At 73.5% G+C, this 19,392-nt stretch carries 18 protein-coding genes and 1 tRNA gene; 2 read left to right on the top strand and 17 right to left on the bottom strand.

All coding sequences use genetic code 11. The annotated features are described in order from the left end of the window. Positions 1 to 3 precede the first annotated feature (3 nt). On the bottom strand, positions 4 to 3,633 hold the full coding sequence (locus tag RLT57_RS17990; protein ID WP_311298416.1) for a DNA polymerase III subunit alpha: 3,630 nt from the start codon (positions 3,631 to 3,633) through the stop codon (positions 4 to 6). A gap of 425 nt (positions 3,634 to 4,058) precedes the next feature. After that, the gene (locus RLT57_RS17985; protein WP_311298415.1) at positions 4,059 to 4,571 is read right to left on the bottom strand and encodes a hypothetical protein; all 513 of its coding nucleotides are present in this window, start codon (positions 4,569 to 4,571) and stop codon (positions 4,059 to 4,061) included. A gap of 384 nt (positions 4,572 to 4,955) precedes the next feature. Here RLT57_RS17985 and RLT57_RS17980 point away from each other — a divergent pair, with 384 nt between their 5' ends. Then, on the top strand, positions 4,956 to 5,288 hold the full coding sequence (locus RLT57_RS17980) for a Smr/MutS family protein (protein WP_311298414.1): 333 nt from the start codon (positions 4,956 to 4,958) through the stop codon (positions 5,286 to 5,288). 154 nt (positions 5,289 to 5,442) lie between these two features. Here RLT57_RS17980 and RLT57_RS17975 read toward each other — a convergent pair whose 3' ends face one another. After that, complete coding sequence (locus RLT57_RS17975; protein WP_311298413.1) at positions 5,443 to 5,826, bottom strand: hypothetical protein; 384 nt, start codon at positions 5,824 to 5,826, stop codon at positions 5,443 to 5,445. A gap of 640 nt (positions 5,827 to 6,466) precedes the next feature. Next, positions 6,467 to 6,548: transfer RNA gene (locus tag RLT57_RS17970), tRNA-Tyr, on the bottom strand. Positions 6,549 to 6,758: 210 nt separating this feature from the next. On the opposite strand from RLT57_RS17970, the gene RLT57_RS17965 reads away from it, so the two are divergent. Next, positions 6,759 to 7,247 (top strand): YajQ family cyclic di-GMP-binding protein, encoded by a 489-nt coding sequence (locus RLT57_RS17965; protein ID WP_093734939.1) that lies wholly within the window; start codon positions 6,759 to 6,761, stop codon positions 7,245 to 7,247. A 233-nt stretch (positions 7,248 to 7,480) separates the two neighbouring features. On the opposite strand, the gene RLT57_RS17960 is transcribed toward RLT57_RS17965, so the two are convergent. The 13 genes from RLT57_RS17960 to RLT57_RS17900 form a co-directional block, all read right to left on the bottom strand. After that, positions 7,481 to 7,939 carry a peroxiredoxin gene (locus RLT57_RS17960; protein ID WP_311298412.1) on the bottom strand — a complete coding sequence of 153 codons (459 nt, stop codon included), beginning with the start codon at positions 7,937 to 7,939 and terminating at the stop codon, positions 7,481 to 7,483. A 310-nt stretch (positions 7,940 to 8,249) separates the two neighbouring features. After that, positions 8,250 to 8,642 (bottom strand): YccF domain-containing protein, encoded by a 393-nt coding sequence (locus RLT57_RS17955; protein WP_311298411.1) that lies wholly within the window; start codon positions 8,640 to 8,642, stop codon positions 8,250 to 8,252. Beyond that, a complete protein-coding gene (htpX, locus tag RLT57_RS17950) occupies positions 8,639 to 9,499 on the bottom strand; it encodes a zinc metalloprotease HtpX (protein WP_311298410.1) in 861 nt (286 codons plus the stop codon). The genes RLT57_RS17955 and htpX overlap by 4 nt, the downstream gene beginning before the upstream one ends. Before the next feature lie 206 nt (positions 9,500 to 9,705). Beyond that, entirely contained in the window at positions 9,706 to 11,283 is a 1,578-nt protein-coding gene (locus RLT57_RS17945; protein ID WP_311298409.1) for an NADH-quinone oxidoreductase subunit N, read from the bottom strand. Further along, complete coding sequence (locus RLT57_RS17940; RefSeq protein WP_311298408.1) at positions 11,283 to 12,857, bottom strand: complex I subunit 4 family protein; 1,575 nt, start codon at positions 12,855 to 12,857, stop codon at positions 11,283 to 11,285. Before RLT57_RS17940 ends, RLT57_RS17945 begins: the two co-directional genes overlap by 1 nt. 6 nt (positions 12,858 to 12,863) lie before the next feature. Further along, positions 12,864 to 14,852, bottom strand: a complete 1,989-nt coding sequence (locus RLT57_RS17935; protein ID WP_311298407.1) for an NADH-quinone oxidoreductase subunit 5 family protein — start codon at positions 14,850 to 14,852, stop codon at positions 12,864 to 12,866. After that, positions 14,849 to 15,241, bottom strand: coding sequence for an NADH-quinone oxidoreductase subunit NuoK (gene nuoK / locus RLT57_RS17930; RefSeq protein ID WP_311298406.1), 393 nt, complete (start codon positions 15,239 to 15,241; stop codon positions 14,849 to 14,851). The genes RLT57_RS17935 and nuoK overlap by 4 nt, the downstream gene beginning before the upstream one ends. Next, positions 15,241 to 15,900, bottom strand: coding sequence for an NADH-quinone oxidoreductase subunit J family protein (locus tag RLT57_RS17925; protein ID WP_311298405.1), 660 nt, complete (start codon positions 15,898 to 15,900; stop codon positions 15,241 to 15,243). The genes nuoK and RLT57_RS17925 overlap by 1 nt, the downstream gene beginning before the upstream one ends. Beyond that, positions 15,897 to 16,529 (bottom strand): 4Fe-4S binding protein, encoded by a 633-nt coding sequence (locus RLT57_RS17920; protein WP_399128905.1) that lies wholly within the window; start codon positions 16,527 to 16,529, stop codon positions 15,897 to 15,899. The genes RLT57_RS17925 and RLT57_RS17920 overlap by 4 nt, the downstream gene beginning before the upstream one ends. 57 nt (positions 16,530 to 16,586) lie before the next feature. Continuing rightward, a complete protein-coding gene (locus RLT57_RS17915) occupies positions 16,587 to 17,549 on the bottom strand; it encodes a complex I subunit 1/NuoH family protein (RefSeq protein WP_311298403.1) in 963 nt (320 codons plus the stop codon). Continuing rightward, positions 17,546 to 18,388: an NADH-quinone oxidoreductase subunit C gene (locus RLT57_RS17910; RefSeq protein ID WP_399128903.1), complete on the bottom strand. Its 843-nt coding sequence runs from the start codon at positions 18,386 to 18,388 to the stop codon at positions 17,546 to 17,548. Before RLT57_RS17910 ends, RLT57_RS17915 begins: the two co-directional genes overlap by 4 nt. Beyond that, entirely contained in the window at positions 18,385 to 19,026 is a 642-nt protein-coding gene (locus tag RLT57_RS17905) for an NADH-quinone oxidoreductase subunit B (RefSeq protein WP_311298402.1), read from the bottom strand. The genes RLT57_RS17910 and RLT57_RS17905 overlap by 4 nt, the downstream gene beginning before the upstream one ends. Continuing rightward, on the bottom strand, positions 19,017 to 19,385 hold the full coding sequence (locus RLT57_RS17900) for an NADH-quinone oxidoreductase subunit A (RefSeq protein ID WP_311298401.1): 369 nt from the start codon (positions 19,383 to 19,385) through the stop codon (positions 19,017 to 19,019). The genes RLT57_RS17905 and RLT57_RS17900 overlap by 10 nt, the downstream gene beginning before the upstream one ends. Between the last annotated feature and the right edge of the window lie 7 nt (positions 19,386 to 19,392).

Here is a 19,392-nt window from a genome sequence, read left to right as displayed (position 1 = left end):
TCCTCATCCCGCGCTGCCCTGGCTGCGGTGGCCCAGTTTCCGGAGGTCGGCCGCGCGGGTGCCGGCGGGCCGGAGGTCGGCGTAGGGGTGGAGGCGGGCGCCGGCGGTGCCGTCGGGGAGGGTGCGGCCCGGCTGGGCCGGGGTGGGCTGCGGGCGGGTGGCGCCGAGGAGGGCCAGGGCCGCCTCGGGGCCGTCGTCGCGGCGGGCGGCGGCGATCTTGTCCAGGTCCCAGGCCATGGTGCCGACGATCGTGCGCCGGGTGCCGCGGACCTGGACGGTGCCGCGGACCAGCAGCAGCCCGGAGTGGAAGACCGTATAGGCGCACGTGGGGTGCGAGTCCTCGAAGAACGCCAGGTCGACCAGGCCGGAGCCGTCCTCCAGGGTGACGAAGATGATCCGCTTGCCGCTGGCGATCGGCGGCGTCTGGGTCGACGCGCGCACCCCCGCGACCAGGACCTGCCGCCCCGCCGCCACCGCCGCCAGATGCGCCGCGTCGGTCGCGCCGATCTCCCGCAGCAGCCGGTGGTGGTGCTCCATCAGGTGGCGGGAGACGTCGATCCCCAGCGTGTTCAGCTCCGCGCCCAGCGCCTCCCGGCCGGTCATCTCGGGTAGCCCGGTCGGCTCCGCGGTGCCGGCCACGTCCGCCTCCAGGGGCAGCTGGCCCGGCCCCGCGGTACGGGTCCTGGACTGCCGGTGGAGTTCGGTGATCTGCAGCAGCAGGTCCCGCCGGGTCAGCCGCCCGTCGTGCAGCGCGTCCAGCGCCCCGATCCCGGCGAGCCGTTCGGCGACCGGGCGGCTGGGCTGCCCCCGCTGCCAGAAGTCCGACAGGGATCCGTACGGCTGCCCGGCCGCGATCCGCGCGCACTCGTCCTCGCTGATGCCGCGCACTCCGGACAGCGCCAGCCGTACTCCCCACCGGTCCGCGCCGGTCCGCTCCACGGCGTGCCCGGCCCGGGAGCGGTTGACGTCCACGGGCAGCACCGGGACGCCGTGCCGCCGGGCGTCGGAGACGATGACCCGCTTGGGCCACATGCCGGGGTCGTGTTCCAGCAGGCCGGCCAGCAGGAACGCCGGGTAGTGCGCCTTCAGCCAGGCCGACTGCAGGGCGGGGACGGCGAAGGCGACCGCGTGCGCCCGGCAGAAGCCGTACGCGCCGAACGCCTCGACGGTGGCCCACACCTGGTCCCGGACCGGGGCGGCGTAGCCGCGGGCGGCCGCCTCGCGGTGGAACCAGTCCCTGACCACCGGCAGCCGCGCCTTGTCGCCGATCCCCCGCCGGGCCGCCTCGGCCTCGGCCAGGCCGCAGCCGGTCAGCACGTCCAGCGTCTCGATGATCTGCTCGTGCCAGATCGTCACCCCGTAGGTGTCGGCGAGCACCTTCTCCAGATGCGGGTGGGCGTACTGCGGATCGCCGCCGTGCCGCGCGGCGATGTACCGCTCGGGCATCCCGGAGCGGACCGGCCCCGGCCGGAAGAGGCTGATGTCGGCGATGACGTCCTGCACGCCCCGGGGCTGGAGCCGGGACAGCAGGTCCTGCTGCCCGGGGGACTCGAGCTGGAACATGCCGATGGTCCGGCTCTCCTGGATGAGCTTGAACGCGAACACGTCGTCCAGCGGCACCTGCCGGGAGTCGTCGAGGTCGACACGGTCGCCGGTCACCCGTTCGATCTCGGCCACCGCGTACGCCATCGCGGACTGCATCCGTACCGCCAGCACGTCCAGCTTGATGTTGCCCAGTGCCTCGATCTCCTCCTTCGCGGCCATCGCCATCGGGTAGTCGCCCTGCGGGGTGGGCTGCACCGGCAGCCGGTCCAGCAGCGTCGCGTCGCCGATGACGACCCCGCAGGGGTGCATGGCCATGCCGTGCACCAGGGAGTCCAGGCCCTCGGCCAGCTCCCACAGCGGGCCGTACCGTCCGGCCTCGGCGGCGAGCTGCCGCAGTTCGGGCAGTTCGGCGAGCGCGCCGGTGATGTCGCAGGCCCGCAGGTGCGGGAAGGACTTGGCGATCCGGTCCACCTCGTCCGGGGCGATGCCGAGCGCCAGTCCGGTGTCGCGCAGCGCCCGGCGGGCCCGGTACGTCTCCGGCATCGCGGTGACCGCGACCCGCTCGCCGCCGAAACGGGCGAAGATCGCGTCGTAGCACTCCAGCCTGCGGGCGGACTCCACGTCGATGTCGATGTCGGGCAGGCCCTGGCGGCTCTCGCTGAGGAAGCGTTCGAAGAGCAGGCGGTGGTCGAGCGGGTTGGCGGTGGCGATGCCGAGGGTGTGGCAGACCATCGAGCCCGCGCCGGAGCCGCGGGCGGCGACCCGGATGCCCAGCTCCCGGATGTCGGTCACGACCTGGCCGACGGCGAGGAAGTACGAGGGGTACTCCAGCTCGGTGATCACCCTCAGCTCCTCGGCCAGCCGGTCGCACGCCCGCGGGTCCCGGTCCAGGCCGCGCCGGGCCAGGCCGTCCGCGCAACGCCGCCGCAGCAGTTCCGCGGCGCCGCCGGGGCCGGCGCCGACGACCTCCGGTTCGGGGAGGTGCCGGGTGCCGAGGCCGAGGTCCGCTTCCGGGTCGAGGCGGCAGGCCGCGGCGGTGGCGGCGGTGTCGGCGAGCAGCCGGCCGGCCCGCCGGGGGCCGGACCCCGCCTGCTCGGCGACCGCCTGGGCGATCCGCGCCATGTCGGCTTCGGCCTTGAGCCAGCGCTGCCCGCCGTCCAGCCGCCGCCGGTCGATCGGCCGCAGCAGCCGGGCGGCGTCCAGTACGTCGGCGAGGCGGTGCTGACCGGGGTCGGCGTAGCGGACGGCGTTGGCCAGGACGGCGGTGGTACGGGTCCGGTCGGCCAGCGCCAGGGTGCGGGCGGCCAGCCGCAGCGACCCGGGGCCGGTGCCGGGGCGGCCGTGCACGACCGCCTCCAGCCGTATCCCGTCGCCGAACACCTCCTGCCAGGGTGCGAGCAGCCGCACCGCCGCGTCCTCCCGCCCGGCCGCCAGCGCCCGCACCGGCTCCGAGAGGGGTCCCAGCAGGACGGTCAGCCCCTTGCCGCCGTGCGCGCGCAGCGCTGCCCAGGGCACCTGGACCGGGGCCTTGTTGCCGGCGGTGCCCACGTGGGCGGCGCTGGTGATCCGGCACAGCCGGGCCCAGCCTTCGCCGTCCTGCGCGAGCAGTACGCAGCGCAGCGGCGGTTCGAGGACGTGGGCGCCGCCGTGGACAGGGGTGCGGGGGCGCGGGGGCGCCGCGCCGGGGGGCTGTTCCGGGGGACGCGGGGTGCCGTGTCGCTGGGCGGTGTGGGGGCCGGGGTGCCGTTCCGGGGGCGGCGGGGTGCCGTGGCGCGGTACGGGTGGGGTGGCGCCGTACCGTCCCGGGGGGTGTGGGGCGCCGCCGTACGCGGGTGGGGTGGCGCCGTACCGTCCCGGGGGGTGTGGGGCGAGGGCCTCGACGGCCAGGTCGATCCCGAAGACCGGCCTGATCCCGGCCTCCCCGCAGGCCAGCGCGAACCGTACGGCCCCGGTCACGGTGTCCCGGTCGGTGAGCGCCAACGCCTCCATCCCCCGTTCTGCGGCCCGTCGCGCGAGCTGCTCGGGATGGGAGGCGCCGTACCGCTCGGAGTAACCGGACGCGACATGCAGATGGGCGAAGCCCGCCATGCCGCACCTCCGTCGCCGCGCCCCTTCTCCGCCGCTCGTCCGCGGCTTCGCCCCATACGCTCCTCGTACGTACGTTCGATTAGCGTAGCGCGGTTGTCCCAGGTCAGCGACCGGGCGGGGCCGCCGGCCACCGGTCCGAGCGGAGGTTGCGGCCGGCCGGGACGGGCCCTCCGGGGACATCTCCCGGGCCCGGCAGCGGACTTGACGCACGGCGGTCTTCGCGGGGTCCGGGCCGGCGCGCGGCGAGACTTACGTCACTCCGCGGGAGGGCGGCGGCGGTCCGGGCGGACGGGCGGCGGCGGTCCGGGCGGACGGGCGGCGGCGGTCCGGGCGGACGGGAACGGAAAGGGGCACCGCCGTCAGTGGCGGTGCCCCTTGGAGCGGGTCCGGGTCCCGGGTCCGGGTCCCGGGTGCGGAGCCGCGGGTCACTGGAGCCAGCGGTGGTCGCGGACGAGGGGGAGGCGGGCCCAGGTGCGGCCGAGGCCCCAGGTGTTGCCCGCGTAGAGGACGGCGAGCAGGACCATGGCCAGGGCGTAGACGACGTGGTAGTCGACCAGGGGGTTGGAGGAGCCGGTGGGGTCGCCGGTGGTGAGGTGCTGGGCAGGGGGCCATTCGGCGGCCCACATCATGGCCATGAGGGCGGTGCCGGCGACGGCGGTGGCGCGGAGTGCGACGCCGGTGGTGAGGGCGAGGCCGATGCCGAGGAGGGCGAGCATGAAGAGGGTGTCGGTCCAGCCCTGGCCGGCGATGGTGTGGAAGAAGGACTGGAGGGGTCCTGCCTGGACGTTGCTGAGGAAGCCCTTGGTGGGTGAGCCGCCGTCGGTCCAGCCCTTGCCGGAGGCGGTGGCGTAGTGCCAGCCGAAGAGCTTGTCGAGGAACGCCCACAGGAACACCAGACCGGTGGCGACCCGGACCACGGCGGCGACCCTGCCGACCACCGGACCACCGAGAACAGCCCGACCCGGCACGGGCCGCTCGGACCGAACGGGCTGCGCGGGCCGCTCGGACCGCTGGGGCCGCTCGGACCGAACGGCCGGGACCCGCGGCGCCGGGACTTCCGCTCGCGCGGCCTGCGGCACCCCGGCGGCCCGCGCACCCTGGGCGGTGGGACGGGATTCCTGGTGGACGGTCATGGCGGGCTCCTCGGTCGGTTGGTGGTGGCCCTTTCGGCTACGACACCAATGTCCCGCCCGGCGAGGGGGCCGCGCTGGGGGCCGAGGTCCCGACGCGGTGGGCCGAACGGCCCGGTCCCCCGGGGCCGTTCCGGCCCCCGGCCGGACGCCGCCCACCGGGCGGACCCGAGCGGCACCACGAACGTGCCGGTGACACCGGTCCCCCAGGCGCCCGAGGACGTACCCTCCGCATACCGGGGGCCGCGCCCCGGCCCGCATCCGTCGGAGGCGATCACCGTGCTCACGCTGGACCTGCACCCGATCTTCCGCAACAACCGCGACATCGACCTCGCCCTGCGCGAAACCCTCTTCCGCGCCGCCCGCACCGGCGTCGACACCATCCAGGTCATCCCCGGCAAGGGCACCGGCCAACTCAAAAAGCGCGTCCTGGCCTTCCTGGCCCAAAAACACATCAAAAAGCTCTACCTCCGCATCGAAACCGACCCCACCAACACCGGCCGCATCCTGATCCACCTCCACTGAGCTGAAGTCCGAGCCCGTCAAACAGCCTTACGGCCTGCGGCCCGCGGCCGCCGCCTGGCTCGGCTCCGACGTGGGACCCCGACCCGTCGCCCACCGCGTCGGCCGGAGCACCGCCGACTACCCGCGCCAAAGGGCAGGGGCAGCCGGCGGTCGGTCAGAGATCGACGTTCATGCTCAGTGTTTTCTGCCGGCCGTTCACGGCGACCTTCGCGGACAGCCGCTCGCTGCGCGGCCAGTGCGATAGCGGGACGAAGTACGCGTCGCCGCCGCCGACTTGCGGGCCGAGCCGTCTGATCCACTCGGCCTTCACCGGCTTTCCGCCGAGGGTGAGTGAGATCAGGTTGCCGTGGCCGATACGGAAAGCAGGATAAAAGGAGGCGCTCAGGTCGGCACCCGGGCCGAACAACGCCCGCAGCTCCGGCTGATGGCCACGCTCGGCCGCTGTGGGACCGGCGCAGTCGAACGTGAAATCGGTGGCCGAGAACGCCAAGGCAAGGCACATCCGACCGCCCTGGGTTTCCCAGAAGTAGCGGGTCATCCGCGTTCCTGAGGCGATCCGGGTCACCCCGTCGGCGTTCGGCGCGTCCTACGGCTTCGCCAGGTGGTGCAGCACGTCCTGGATCGGATCCACCTGCGGCGTCCGCCCGCCGTCGGGCTGAGTGGAAGGGGAGGTGGATGTCGGGGCGGACAGGGGCGGCTCCCCCCGCGACGGCCCGGAGGTCGCCTCAGGGGAGTCCGCCGGGGCGGTGGTGCAACCCGCCGCGCTGGCTGCGGCGGCCACGGCGAGAACCGCGACCACCGTCGCTCGTACGGTGACACTGCGGGCGCGACCTACCACCCGCCGTACCGGCCCGAGTTCACCACCGTCAGTTTATCTCCCCCCAAATGCGCTTGGAGGTACAAGCACCAGTTCACGCCACTCGGCGCCAGGACGTAAATCGCCTCACTGCCGATACACCCCTAACGCGACACAGCACCCTCGGCCTGCCCACCGCGCCGCCGCCCTGCGGATGCCCGCACTCCGAGGTCAAGGCGACAACCCTCGGTCCACGTCTAGTCCACACGCACCGGTAGAGAGTGGATCAAGGCGGGCCCCTTCGGGACAGCTCGCGCCAGCAATCAAACAACGCGAGGGGCCCCTCTCCCGCACAAGCGCAGGTAAGGGGCCCCTCGAAGTGTGGCGGCACGTGGATTCGAACCACGGTAGGCAGAGCCGACGGATTTACAGTCCGTTCCCATTGGCCACTCGGGCATACCGCCATGGAGGTGACGCCGGGTGGGTCCCGCTGGAGGCGGGGGTCTTGGCGACGGGGTAAACGATACCCGATGTGGAGGGGTGGTTCGCCACTGGATTGATCAGGGCCGGGGGTGGGTGGGGTGGCTAGGCTGGCGGGGTGGCCCCGGGGTGGGCCGCGGATGTGATGGAACCGATGGAACGCCGATGGAACACAGTCAAGGAGCCTACAGAAGATGGCCGACTCCAGTTTCGACATCGTCTCGAAGGTCGAGCGGCAGGAGGTCGACAACGCCCTCAACCAGGCCGCCAAGGAGATCTCCCAGCGGTACGACTTCAAGAACGTCGGGGCGTCGATCGCGTGGTCGGGCGAGAAGATCCTGATGGAGGCGAACTCCGAGGAGCGGGTGAAGGCGATCCTCGACGTCTTCGAGACCAAGCTGGTCAAGCGGGGCATCTCGCTGAAGGCGCTGGACGCGGATGAGCCGCAGCTCAGCGGCAAGGAGTACAAGATCTTCGCGTCGATCGAGGAAGGCATCTCGCAGGACAACGCCAAGAAGGTCGCGAAGATCATCCGCGACGAGGGTCCCAAGGGCGTGAAGGCCCAGGTCCAGGGGGACGAGCTGCGGGTCAGTTCCAAGAGCCGGGACGACCTCCAGGCCGTGCAGGCCCTCCTCAAGGGCAAGGACCTGGACTTCGCGCTCCAGTTCGTCAACTACCGGTAGCCCGCCGGTGCCGTAGGACGGACCGCGCTGGGGCGGTCGTACCCGCCTCCGCCCCAGCTCCCGGTCCGACGCCACGCGGAGCGACCCGGCCAGAGCCGACCCGGTCCGACGCGGTCCGGTCCGACGCGGTCCGGTCCGACGCGGTCCGGTCCGACGCGACCCGGTCCGACGCGACCCGGTCTGCGGCAGCTCGCGGTCCCCCGCTCCCGGTCAGCCGGAGCCGACGCCTCCGGTCACGCTTCCTGCAGCTGCTTCACCACCGCCAGCGCGTCGTCCACGTGCGCGCCCACGTTCGTCATGGACGAGAACGCGTGCCGGATGACGCCCTCCTGGTCGATGACGAAGGTGATCCGGCCGGGGACCACGCCCAGCGTCGTGGCGCCGTACTGCTTGCGTACGGCCTTGTCGGCGTCGGCGAGCAGGGTGAAGGGGAGTTCGTGGCGGCCGGCGAACTTCTCGTGCGACGCGACGGTGTCGGAGCTGACGCCGATCACCTCGGCGCCCGCGTCGGTGAAGCTCTCGTAGCTGTCCCGGAAGCTGCACGCCTCGGCGGTGCAGCCGCGGGTGTTGTCCTTCGGGTAGAAGTAGAGGACCACGGTCTTGTGCGCCAGCTTCTCGCTGAGCGTCACGGGGGCTCCCGACTGGTCGGGGAGCGTGAAGTCCGGGGCCTTGTCGCCGACCTGCAGGCTCATCGCCGTCTCCTTGGCTGGGTTTGGCCGGACTGGGCATTGGCTTGACTTGGCGTGGCTGGGCTGTGACGGGCACAGCGGCGCCCCCGTACGTACGTGTACAGCGGCCATCCTCGCGCACCTCGCCCGGCCCGCGCCGCGCGCCCTCCGCCGGAGCGGCGGCCGCACCGGCCCGGCCGCTCAGCCCGCGCCCCCGGCCGGCCGACCACCCCGCCGACCGACCACCCGGCAGTCGGCGCCCGACGGCCGCCCGCCCGGATCGCCCCCGGCGGGCCCGTTCCCCCGGCCCGCGCGCACTCAGCCCCCGGCCCCCTCAGCGGACGGCGAACGGCTCGTCCGTCGGCACGATCTCCTTGCCCAGCGGCATCAGCGACAGCGGGATCAGCTTGAAGTTCGCGATGCCGAACGGGATGCCGATGACGGTCAGGCACAGCAGCACCCCGGTGACGATGTGGCCCAGCGCCAGCCACCAGCCGGCCAGGATCACCCACAGGATGTTGCCGACGAACGAGCCGGCGCCCGCGTCACGGCGTTCGACCGCGGTGTAGCCGAACGGCCAGAGCGCGTACATCCCGATCCGGAAGGCGGCGATGCCGAACGGGATGCCGATGACGGTGACGAACAGGACAAGACCGGCCAGGAAGTACGCCAGGCACATCCACAGACCGCACAGCACCAGCCAGACGACGTTCAGGATTGTCTTCATCGGGAGTGTCCTGCCATCTCCTCAAGGCGCGCGATGCGCTCGGCCATCGGGGGGTGGGTCGAGAACAGCTTGGAGGCGTCGCCCGGCCGGAACGGGTTGGCGATCATCATATGGCTGGCGGTCTCCAGCCGCGGCTCGGGCGGCAGCGGCAGCTGCCTGGTGCCGGCGTCGAGCTTGCGCAGCGCGGAGGCCAGGGCCAGCGGGTCGCCGGTGAGGCGGGCGCCGGAGGAGTCGGCCTCGTACTCCCGGGAGCGGGAGACGGCGAGCTGGATCAAGGTGGCGGCGAGCGGGCCGAGGATCATCAGCATGAGCACGCCGAGGATGCCGGGGCCGTCGTCGTCGTCCGAGCGGCCGATCGGGATGATCCAGGCGAAGTTCGCCAGGAAGACGATCACCGAGGCGAGCGCGCCGGCGACCGAGGAGATCAGGATGTCGCGGTTGTAGACGTGACTCAGCTCGTGGCCGAGGACACCGCGCAGTTCGCGGTCGTCGAGGATCCGCAGGATGCCCTCGGTGCAGCAGACCGCCGCGTTGCGCGGGTTGCGGCCGGTGGCGAAGGCGTTGGGGGCCTCGGTGGGCGAGATGTAGAGCCGCGGCATGGGCTGCCGGGCGGCCGTCGACAGCTCGCGCACGATCCGGTAGAGCCCTGGCGCCTCGAACTCGCTGACCGGGCGGGCCCGCATCGCGCGCAGTGCCAGCTTGTCGCTGTTCCAGTACGCGTACGCGTTGGTGCCCAGGGCGATGACGAGCGCCACGATGAGCCCGGTCCGGCCGAAGAAACCGCCGATGACCAGGATGAGTGCGGAAAGGCCACCGAGGAGTACGGCGGTCTTGAGCCCGTTGTGCCGGCGGTGCACGGTACGCCCTCCAAAGTGTGTGGCGGGGGACCCTCCCCCTACAGGAGAACCTCCTACCCAGGTCAACGCCACCTGAGCGCCCCTGGTTCCCTGACGCACACGCAGCGCGACCGTCCTCCGGTGCCACCGGCCGCGGCGGCGGGCGCGGGCGCGGGCACAGGCACGGCCCCGGTCCCGGCCGCGGCGGGAGGAGCGGCGGGCAGCGGCTACAGCAGCGTGCCCTGCGCGTACCGGAGCACGATCTGCGGGGCGCCGGACAGCGCGATGCCGGCCGCGGCGGTGAGCGCGATGGCCGCGGCCAGACCGACCGGGGTACGGGCCGCGGCCGGCGCCGCCCCGGCCGCGTCGCCCAGGCCCAGACCCGCATCCGCGCCCGCGCCCGCCACGTCACCCGAGCCGGCGGCCCCCGCCCCCTCCTCCCGCCGGGCGAACAGCAGCGCGGTCCACCGCAGGTAGTAGACGAGGGCGACGACGACGTTGACCGCCATAATCACCGCGAGCCACCCCTTCCCCGCGCCGACCGCCGTCGAGAAGACCGCGACCTTGGCGAACAGGCCGATGACACCCGGTGGCAGCCCGGCCAGGCACAGCAGGAAGAAGCCGAGCGCGAGCGCGGCGGCGGGGCGGGTGGCGTACAGGCCGCGGTAGTCGGTGATCCGGCCGCGGGGGGCGGTCCGCGTCACCAGCGCGGCCACCGCGAAGGCACCGAGGTTCACCACGCCGTACATCAGGGCGTACGCGACGGTGGTGCCGACGGTGTGCGCGGGGGTGTCGGCGGCGGACGCGGCGGCCAGCGGCACCAGCAGGTAGCCGGCCTGGCCGACCGAGGACCAGGCGAGCAGCCGTACGGCGGCGCGGTCGCCGTCGGGCCGCTGGCGCAGCGCCCCCACGTTGCCGACGGTCATCGTCAGCGCGGCCAGGACGCCCAGCGCCGGCCCCCACACGTGGTGGTACGGGCGGAACGCGACGACGGTGACCAGGATCAGCCCGGAGAAGCCGGCCGCTTTGCCGACCACCGACAGGTACGCGGCGACCGGCAGCGGGGCGCCGGCGTAGGTGTCGGGCACCCAGAAGTGGAAGGGCGCGGCGGCCAGTTTGAAGGCGAAGCCGACCAGGGTGAGGGCGACGCCGGCCTTGGCGAGGTGGTCGAGCTGACCGGGCGTGTGGGTGAGGCCGTCGGCGACCGCGGCCAGGTTCAGGGTGCCGGTGGCGGCGTAGACGAAGCTGATGCCCAGCAGCGAGACGGCGGTCGCGGTGACGGAGGACAGGAAGAACTTCAGCGCGGCCTCGCTCGCCAGCCGGTCGCCGCGGCGCAGCGCGACCAGGGCGAAGGCGGGCAGCGTGGTGACCTCCAGCGCGACGAGCAGGGTGGCCAGGTCGCGGGAGGCGGGCAGCAGGGCGCCGCCCGCGGCCGAGGACAGCAGCAGGAACCAGTACTCGCCCGGCGGCGGCGCGGGGTCGCCGTCGGTCTCGCCGGTGAGCGACAGCAGCGCGGTGAGCAGCGCCCCGCCGAGCACCAGCGCCTGGACGACGAGCGCGAAGTGGTCGGCGGCGTACGAGCACTCCTGGCCGCCGGCCTGGCAGAAGGTGCTGCGCCGGCCGTCCCGCAGCGGGATCAGGGTCAGCCCCGCGGCCAGGAACCCGGCGGCGGTGGCCCAGCCGAGCAGCGCCTTGCGCGCGGGCGGCAGGAAGAGGTCGGCGACCAGCACCGCCACGGCCAGCGCGGCCGGCACGACCACCGGGGTCAGGGCCGTCCAGTCGACGGACTGCACGAGGGACGGCATCAGTTGCCTCCGAGCAGGGAGCGTACGGCCGGATCGGTGAGCCCGAGCAGGACGGCGGGCCACAGCCCGGCGAGGACGGTGAGTGCGGCCAGCGGCGTCCACGCGGCGAACTCGTAGCCGTGGACGTCGGCGAGGGCCGGTTGGGCGCGGCCGGTCTCCCGGTCGCCCATGCAGACCCGGCGGACCACGGTGAGCAGGTAGCCGGCGGTGAGCAGGGTGCCGAAGGCGGCGACGGCGGTGAAGGTCAGGAACGCCGGGCGGGACAGGCCGGCGGCGGGCTTGAACGCGCCGAACATCGCCAGCATCTCCCCCCAGAACCCGGCCAGTCCCGGCAGCCCGAGGGAGGCGACGGCGCCGAACGCGAGCAGGCCGCCCAGCCGCGGCGCCCGGCCGTACAGCGCGGCGCCGGAGCGGCCGGCCAGCTGGTCGAGGTCGCTGGAGCCGTAGCGGTCCTTGACCGCGCCGACCAGGAAGAAGAGCAGGCCGGTGATGAGGCCGTGGGCGATGTTGGCGAACAGGGCGCCGTTGACGCCGGTGGGGCTCATCGAGGCGATGCCGAGCAGCACGAAGCCCATGTGGCCGACGGACGAGTACGCGATGAGGCGTTTGAGGTCGCCGCCGTTGCCCTGCCGGGCGAGCGCGAGGCAGGCGAGCGAGCCGTAGACGATGCCGACGACGGCGAGGGCGCCGAGGTAGGGGGCGAAGGTGCGCATGCCGTCGGGGGCCATCGGCAGCGCGATCCGGACCAGGCCGTACGTGCCCATCTTCAGCAGGACGCCGGCCAGCAGCACCGATCCGACGGTCGGGGCGGCGGTGTGGGCGTCAGGGAGCCAGCTGTGCAGCGGCCACATGGGGGCTTTCACGGCGAGCCCGAGGCCGATGGCGAGGACCGCGATCAGCTGCGTGGAGTGACCGAGCGACGACCCGTTGTCAGTGGTGAGTGCCACCATGTCGAAGGTGCCCGCCTTCACCCCGATGAGAAGCAGGCCGAGCAGCATGACCACGGAGCCGAGGAGGGTGTACACGATGAAGCGCAGCGCCGACCGCTCGCGGTCCCCGCCGCCCCAGCGGGCGATGAGGAAGTACATCGGGATCAGGACCGTCTCGAAGGCCAGGAAGAACAGCATCAGGTCGAGGACGGCGAAGGTGGCGAGCGTGCCCGACTCCAGGAGCAGGAGCAGCGCGACGAACGCCTTCGGGGACGGGGCCGTGTCGGACCGGGGCGGGCGGAAGAAGGAGTACAGCGCGCAGAGGAAGGTCAGCAGCGCGCTCAGCACGAGAAGGGGGAGGGAAATGCCGTCGACGCCGAGGTGGAGGTGGATCCGCAGCGCGGGGATCCAGTCGAGGTCGGTGGTGGCCTGCATCGTCGCGGGGTGGTCGTGGTCGAAGCCGGCCGCGAGCACGATCGTGAGGACCAGTACGGCGCCGGTGACGGTGACGCCGTGGCGGAGCACCGCCTGGTCGGGGCCGCGGCCGCGCAGGCCCGGCGGGGGCGGGAGCAGGGCGCCGGCCGCGCCGAGCAGCGGCAGCACGAGGATCGCCGCGAGGACGTACTGGAGGGCGGTGTCGTTCACGGGATCTCACGTTCCGACGGCGACGAGGACGGCGAGGACGACCGCACCGGCCAGCAGTGCGCTGAGGTAGGTCTGGACGTTTCCGGTCTGGGCCTTGCGGACGGCCGCGCCGAGCAGCCGGGGGGCGCCGCCCGCGCCGCGGACGTAGGTCTCGACGACCTCGCGGTCCAGGAAGCGGACGAGCTCGGCGGCGGCGAGCACGGGGCGCACGAACAGCGCCGCGTACAGGGTGTCGAGGTGGAAGCCGCGGGCGGCGTGCCAGTGCAGCGGGCCCAGCAGCAGCCGGCCGGGGTCGCCCGGGTCGTGGGCGGCGCCGACGTCGCCGTAGACCGCCTCGTGGTCAGCGGCGGCCTCGGCTTCGACGCGTTCGGGTTCGGCGGCGGCGGGTTCGGCCGTGACCGCGCCCAGCGGGACGGTTCGGCGGGCGGCGGCTGCCGCCTTCCAGGCGCCGTAGGTGATCAGCGCGCCCACCAGGGCGAGTCCGGTGCCGAGCACGGAGGTGATCAGCGTCGGCCCGAGCGGGGCGTGGCCGAACCAGTCGGGCAGCCGGCGGTAGGCCAGGCCGCCGAAGGCGAGGGTGGGGACGGCGAGCACCCACAGCACGGCGGTCATCAGGACGGGCTGCCTGCCGTGGTCGGCGGCCTCGGGGCCGCTGCCGCGGAACGCCATCAGGAACAGCCGCCCGGCGTAGGCGGCGGTGAGGACGGCGGCGACCAGGCCGGCCACGAAGACGGTCCAGCCGACGGCGGCCGGGACGTGCGCGGTGTGGCCGGCGGAGGCGTGCTCGGCGGCTCGGAGCACGGACTCCTTGGAGAAGAAGCCGGACAGCGGCGGGAGGGCCGCGAGGGCGGCGAGGGCGATGCCCATCGTCCACACGGCGTCGGGTGCGCGCTTGGCCAGGCCGCCCATGCGGGACATGGCGCTCAGCGAGTTGGTGCCGGCGGCGTGGATGACGACGCCGGCGCCCAGGAAGAGCAGCGCCTTGAAGGCGCCGTGCGACAGGAGGTGGAAGACGGCGGCGTCGCGGTTGCCGACGGCCAGCGCGCCGGCCGTGTAGCCGAGCTGGCCGATGGTGGAGTACGCGAGCACCCGCTTGATGTCGTCCTGGGCGAGGGCGGCCAGACCCGAGCCGATCATGGTGACGGCGGCCATCGCGGCGAGGACGGCCAGTGCGGTGGCGGAGGCGGTGAACACCGGCAGCAGCCTGGCCACCAGGTAGATGCCGGCGGCGACCATGGTGGCGGCGTGGATGAGGGCGGACACCGGGGTGGGGCCGGCCATCGCGTCGGGCAGCCAGGTGTGCAGCGGAAACTGCGCGGACTTGCCGGCCACTCCGGCGAGCAGCAGCAGGGCCACCAGGGTGGGGTGGTGCAGCTGTCCGTGGGCGGCGGCGGTGAGGATGCCGCTGATCCGGAAGGTGCGGGCGTCGGCGGCGAGCGCGAACACGCCGATCAGGAAGGGGACGTCGCCGAGTTTGGTGACCAGGAACGCCTTGATCGAGGCCGAGCGGGCGGTCTCGGTCTCCCAGTAGTGGCCGACCAGGAAGTAGGAGCAGATGCCCATGATCTCCCAGCCGACGAGCAGCACCATCACGTCGCCGGAGTAGACCACCAGGAACATCGCGGCGGTGAACAGGGAGACCAGGGCGGCGTACGACGGGTAGCGCGGGTCGTCGCGCAGGTAGGAGAGGGAGTAGAGCTGGACGCAGGTGGCGACGAGGCCGACCAGGACGGCGATGAGCACCGAGAAGCCGTCCAGGTGCAGGGCGAGGTCGATCGGGACCGAGCCGGTGGCGGTCAGGCGGTGGGCGGCGTCGGTGGGCTGCCCGGTGCCCTGCCGGGCGGCCACGACCGCGGCGAGCGTGAACGCGGCGGCGGTGGGCAGCACGGCCAGCGGGCGTACGAAGCCGGGCGCGCGCCGGCCGAGCAGCAGGCCGGCCGCCGCGCCCAGGAACGGGAGGAGGGGGACGAGCGCGGCAAGGGCGGTCAGGGTCACGCGGTGGCCTCTGCCTTCTTGTCGTCGGCGGCCGGCCGGGGCGCGCCGGGAGCGCCGGGGTGCCCGGTCCCGGGGCCGGGGTCCGGGTCGGCCAGCGCGGTGAGGCGGTCGATGTCGGAGCTGCCGCGGTTGCGGTAGACGAGCAGCACGATCGACAGGCCGAGCCCGATCTCGGCTGCGGCGACGGTGATGGTGAACAGGGTCAGGGCCTGGCCGGCGTGCAGGGTGTCGCGCAGCCAGACGTCGAAGGCGACGAGGTTGAGGTTGACCGCGTTGAGCATCAGCTCGACGGACATCAGGACGAGGATCGCGTTGCGCCGGGCGAGGACGCCGTAGACGCCGACGCAGAACAGGAGGGCGGCGAGGACGGCGGGATAGGCGAGGTGCATCAGTTCTCCTTGCCCGGGGCTGCGCCGGGTCCGGTGCCTGATCCGGTACCGGGTCCGGTGCCCGTGCCGGACCGGGCGGCGGATCCGGCACCGAGGTCGATGCCCGGACCGCGGACGGCGGTGTCGCGGCGGGAGAGGACGATCGCGCCGACCAGCGCGGCCAGCAGCAGCACCGACAGGGCCTCGAAAGGCAGCACCCAGTGCCGGAAGAGGCTCTCGCCGGTGACCCGCGAGGAGCCCTGGACCACGCCGTGCAGGTCGATCCAGGTGGACCGGAAGGCGTCCGCGACCACCCACACCAAGGTGACCGCGGCGGCGGTCGCCACGCCCAGGGCGACCAGGCGGTTCTCCGAGTCGGCGTCCGGGGAGCGGCCCATGGGCGCTCTGGTCAGCATCAGGCCGAACAGCAGGAGGACGACGATCGAGCCGACGTAGATCAGCACCTGTACCCAGGCGATGAACTCGGCGGTGAGCAGCAGGTACTCGACGGCGAGGCCGCCGAGGGCGACGACCAGCCAGAGGGCGGCGTGCACCAGTTGGCGGGTGGTGACGGTGAGGACGGCCGCGCCGAGGGTGGCCAGGCCGATCAGCACGAAGGTAATCTCGACGCCGGTCGGGGAGAGGAAGCCGGGATGGTGGCCGGCGGCACTGAGGTTCACGCCCGGCCCTCCCCCGGGTCGGCGGACTGCCCCGGGTCGGCGGACTGCCCCGGCTCGGCGGACTCCCCGGGCTCGGCGGGCCGCGCCGGATCGCCGGACGCCCGGCCGACGGGCGCGGGGCCGCCGGGCACAGGGCCGCCAGGCGCGGCGGGCGCGGCCGGGCGGGACGCCAGCGCCTTGTCGGCCGCCTTGCGGGCCGCCGCGATCTCCTTGGGCTCCTCCGCCGCCGGGTCGAGCGCGGGCGGCGCGGGGACCGTCCACATCCACTCGCGCAGCTTGTCCCGTTCGTGCGTCAGGTCGAGGATGTCGGTCTCCGCGTACTCGAACTCCGGGGACCAGAACAGCGCGTCGAAGGGGCACACCTCGATGCAGATACCGCAGTACATGCACAGCGAGAAGTCGATGGCGAAGCGGTCCAGCATGTTGCGGCTGCGTTCCCGTCCGCCCGGGGCGGCGGCCGGCACCGTCTCCTTGTGCGAGTCGATGTAGATGCACCAGTCGGGGCACTCGCGGGCGCACAGCATGCAGACCGTGCAGTTCTCCTCGAACAGCGCGATCACACCGCGCGAGCGGGGAGGGAGCTCGGGCTGCGCGTCGGGGTACTGGGCGGTGACTGAACGCTTCGTCATCGTCCGCAGGGTGACGGCGAGGCCCTTGGCCAGACCTGATCCGGGGATACCCATGGCTTAGGAGGTCACCACCTTGACGACGCCGGTCAGGGCGATCTGGGCGAGGGAGATCGGGATGAGCACCGTCCAGGCGAGTTTCTGCAGCTGGTCCTCGCGCAGCCGCGGGTAGCTGACCCGCAGCCAGATGACCACGAAGGCGAGCACCGCGGCCTTGAGCAGCGTCCACAGCCAGCCGACGCTGCCGGACCACGGGCCGTGCCAGCCGCCGAGGAACAGGACCGTGGTCAGCCCGCACAGCACCACGATGCCGGCGTACTCGGCGAGCAGGAACAGCGCGAAGCGCAGCCCGGTGTACTCGGTGTACGCGCCGAAGATGATCTCGGAGTCGGCCACCGGCATGTCGAACGGCGGGCGTTGCAGCTCGGCGAGGCCGGCGGTGAAGAAGACCAGGCCGCCCATGAGCTGCCAGAGCGTCCACCACCAGTGGTAAGCGCCGACGATCCCGGGCAGCGAGAGAGTGCCGGCGGCCATGGCGACCGAGGCGGCGGCGAGCAGCATCGGCAGTTCGTACGCCATCAGCTGGGCGGCCGTGCGCAGGCCGCCGAGCAGCGAGAACTTGTTGGCCGACGCCCAGCCCGCCATCAGGGAGCCGAGGACGCCGACCCCCAGCATGGCCAGGACGAACAGCAGGCCGGCGTCCAGGGCCTCGCCGACGAAGCCGTGCGGGCCGACCGGGATCGCGATCAGCACCAGGAGGTACGGCAGCAGGGCGACGGCCGGCGCGAGCTGGAAGACGCGGCGGTCGGCGTCGGCCGGCACCACATCCTCCTTCTGGGCGAACTTCACGCCGTCGGCCACAAGTTGCGCCCAGCCGTGGAAGCCGCCCGCGTACATCGGGCCGAGCCGGCCCTGCATGTGCGCCATCACCTTGTGCTCGGCCTGCCCCACCAGCAGCGGGAAGACCAGGAACACGACGAGGACGGCGATCAGCCGCAGCAGGACGTGGAGGGTGTCGCTCACGGGGTCCCACCTCCCTCGGCGGGGGGCCCGTCGCCGGCGGCGGGCGTGGCCGGCGGCTCGGCGGACGGCCCGCTGTGCCCGGCCGGTGGCTCGGTCGGCCGCTGCTCCCAGGGCGCGTCAGGCGCGCTCGGGCGGCGGGCCGGACGCTCACCCGCCGGGCGGGCCGTCGCGGTGCCCGCCGGGCGGCCGGCGCGGGGGGCGCGGGCCGGGGCGGGGGGCAGCTGGCCCTTGAGCGGGCCCCAGTCGTTGGGGTCGGGCACCCCGGGCGGCTGCATCTGCCGCCGCTTCGGGCCCCCTTCGTGCGACTCACCGGGCTCCTTGGCGCCCGGCCACGCCTTCGCGACCCGGGCGGCCAGCACGAAGTCCTTGCGCAGCGGGTGCCCCTCGAACTCCTCGGGCAGCAGCAGCGGCGCCAGGTGCGGGTGTCCGGCGAAGGCGACGCCGAACATCTCGTACGTCTCCCGCTCGTGCCAGCCCGCGCCCGCGTAGACACCGGTCGCGGTGGGCAGTTCCGCGGCGCCGTACGGGACGGTGGTACGCACCAGCAGCCGGCGGACCGCGGTGGCCGGGCCCGGACCGCCGACGGAAGCGGGGGCTGCGGACGCGGCGGGGCTCAGCGAGACGACGTGGGCGCAGACCAGGAAGCCCGTGCCCGGCTCGTCGACCGCGCTCAGCCAGTCGAAGAAGGTGCAGCCCAGCTCGTCGCGGGCGGTGGTCAGCGCGGCGATCCAGGTGTCGGGTGGGACGTCGACGGTGAGCAGGCCGTACGCCTCGGCGGCCGTGGCGCCCGCGCCGAACACCTCGGCCGCGCCGGCCGGCAGCCGGTCGAATCCGCTCACCGGTCTCCCGCCTCCGGGGCGCCGCCGGGGGCCGGCGGCCGGACGAGGCCGCTGGTCAGCGCGGCGGCGGACGGGCGCGCGGCAGCCGGGACGGCGGCCGCGGCGGGGGCGGCGTACCGCTCCCCCAGCGACTCCCGGGCGATCTTCTCCTGGAGCTTGAGGATGCCCTGGAGCAGCGCCTCGGGACGGGGCGGGCAGCCGGGCACGTAGACGTCGACCGGGATGATCTGGTCGACGCCCTTGGTCACGGAGTACGAGTCCCAGTAGGGGCCGCCGCAGTTGGAGCAGGCGCCGAAGGAGATGACGTACTTCGGCTCGGGCATCTGCTCGTAGAGCCGCCGGACGGCCGGGGCCATCTTGTCGGTGACCGTGCCGGAGACCACCATCAGGTCGGCCTGCCGGGGGCCGGGCGCGAAGGGGATCACGCCGAGCCGGATGAAGTCGTGCTTGGCCATGGACGCGGCGATGAACTCGATCGCGCAGCAGGCCAGGCCGAAGTTGAAGACCCACAGGCTGTAGCGGCGGCCCCAGTTGAGCACCACCTTCATCGGCTCGGGTGCCAGCCGGGCCAGCGGGCCGAGCCGGCGCGGCTCGGGCAGCAGCTCGACCGCCGGAGTGGTGGCGGGGGTCAGGTCCATTCGAGAACGCCCTTCTTCCAGGCGTAGAGCAGTCCGACCGCCAGGAAGCCGATGAAGACGAACATCTCGGCCAGCGTGGTGCCGCCGAAGCCCGGCGCGGCGAAAACGGTGGCCCAGGGGAAGAGGAAGATCGCGTCCACCGCGAAGATCACATAGAGGAAGGAGTACACGTAGTAGCGGATCTGGGTGTGCGCCCAGCCCTCGCCGACCGGGTCGACCCCGCACTCGTACGTGAGCATCTTCTCCCGCGTCGGCACGACCGGCCGCAGCAGCCGGCCGCCCGCGAACGCGACCGTCACGAAGAGCACACCGACGACCGCGACCAGCCCGACGACCGAGTAGCCGTGGAAGTAGTCCACGTCCGTC

This window comes from Streptomyces sp. ITFR-21 (assembly GCF_031844685.1).
Lineage (GTDB): Bacteria > Actinomycetota > Actinomycetes > Streptomycetales > Streptomycetaceae > Actinacidiphila.
The sequence above is the reverse complement of the archived record's forward strand: the minus strand, read 5'-3'. Positions and strand labels throughout refer to the sequence as shown.

Coding starts and splice junctions, on each gene's coding strand:
- RLT57_RS17990 (WP_311298416.1), bottom strand. CDS start 3,633: ATGGCGGGCTTCGCCCATCTGCATGTCGCGTCCGGTTACTCCGAGCGG.
- RLT57_RS17975 (WP_311298413.1), bottom strand. CDS start 5,826: ATGACCCGCTACTTCTGGGAAACCCAGGGCGGTCGGATGTGCCTTGCC.
- RLT57_RS17960 (WP_311298412.1), bottom strand. CDS start 7,939: ATGAGCCTGCAGGTCGGCGACAAGGCCCCGGACTTCACGCTCCCCGAC.
- RLT57_RS17965 (WP_093734939.1), top strand. CDS start 6,759: ATGGCCGACTCCAGTTTCGACATCGTCTCGAAGGTCGAGCGGCAGGAG.
- RLT57_RS17905 (WP_311298402.1), bottom strand. CDS start 19,026: ATGGACCTGACCCCCGCCACCACTCCGGCGGTCGAGCTGCTGCCCGAG.
- nuoK (WP_311298406.1), bottom strand. CDS start 15,241: ATGCACCTCGCCTATCCCGCCGTCCTCGCCGCCCTCCTGTTCTGCGTC.
- RLT57_RS17955 (WP_311298411.1), bottom strand. CDS start 8,642: ATGAAGACAATCCTGAACGTCGTCTGGCTGGTGCTGTGCGGTCTGTGG.
- RLT57_RS17920 (WP_399128905.1), bottom strand. CDS start 16,529: ATGACGAAGCGTTCAGTCACCGCCCAGTACCCCGACGCGCAGCCCGAG.
- RLT57_RS17945 (WP_311298409.1), bottom strand. CDS start 11,283: ATGCCGTCCCTCGTGCAGTCCGTCGACTGGACGGCCCTGACCCCGGTG.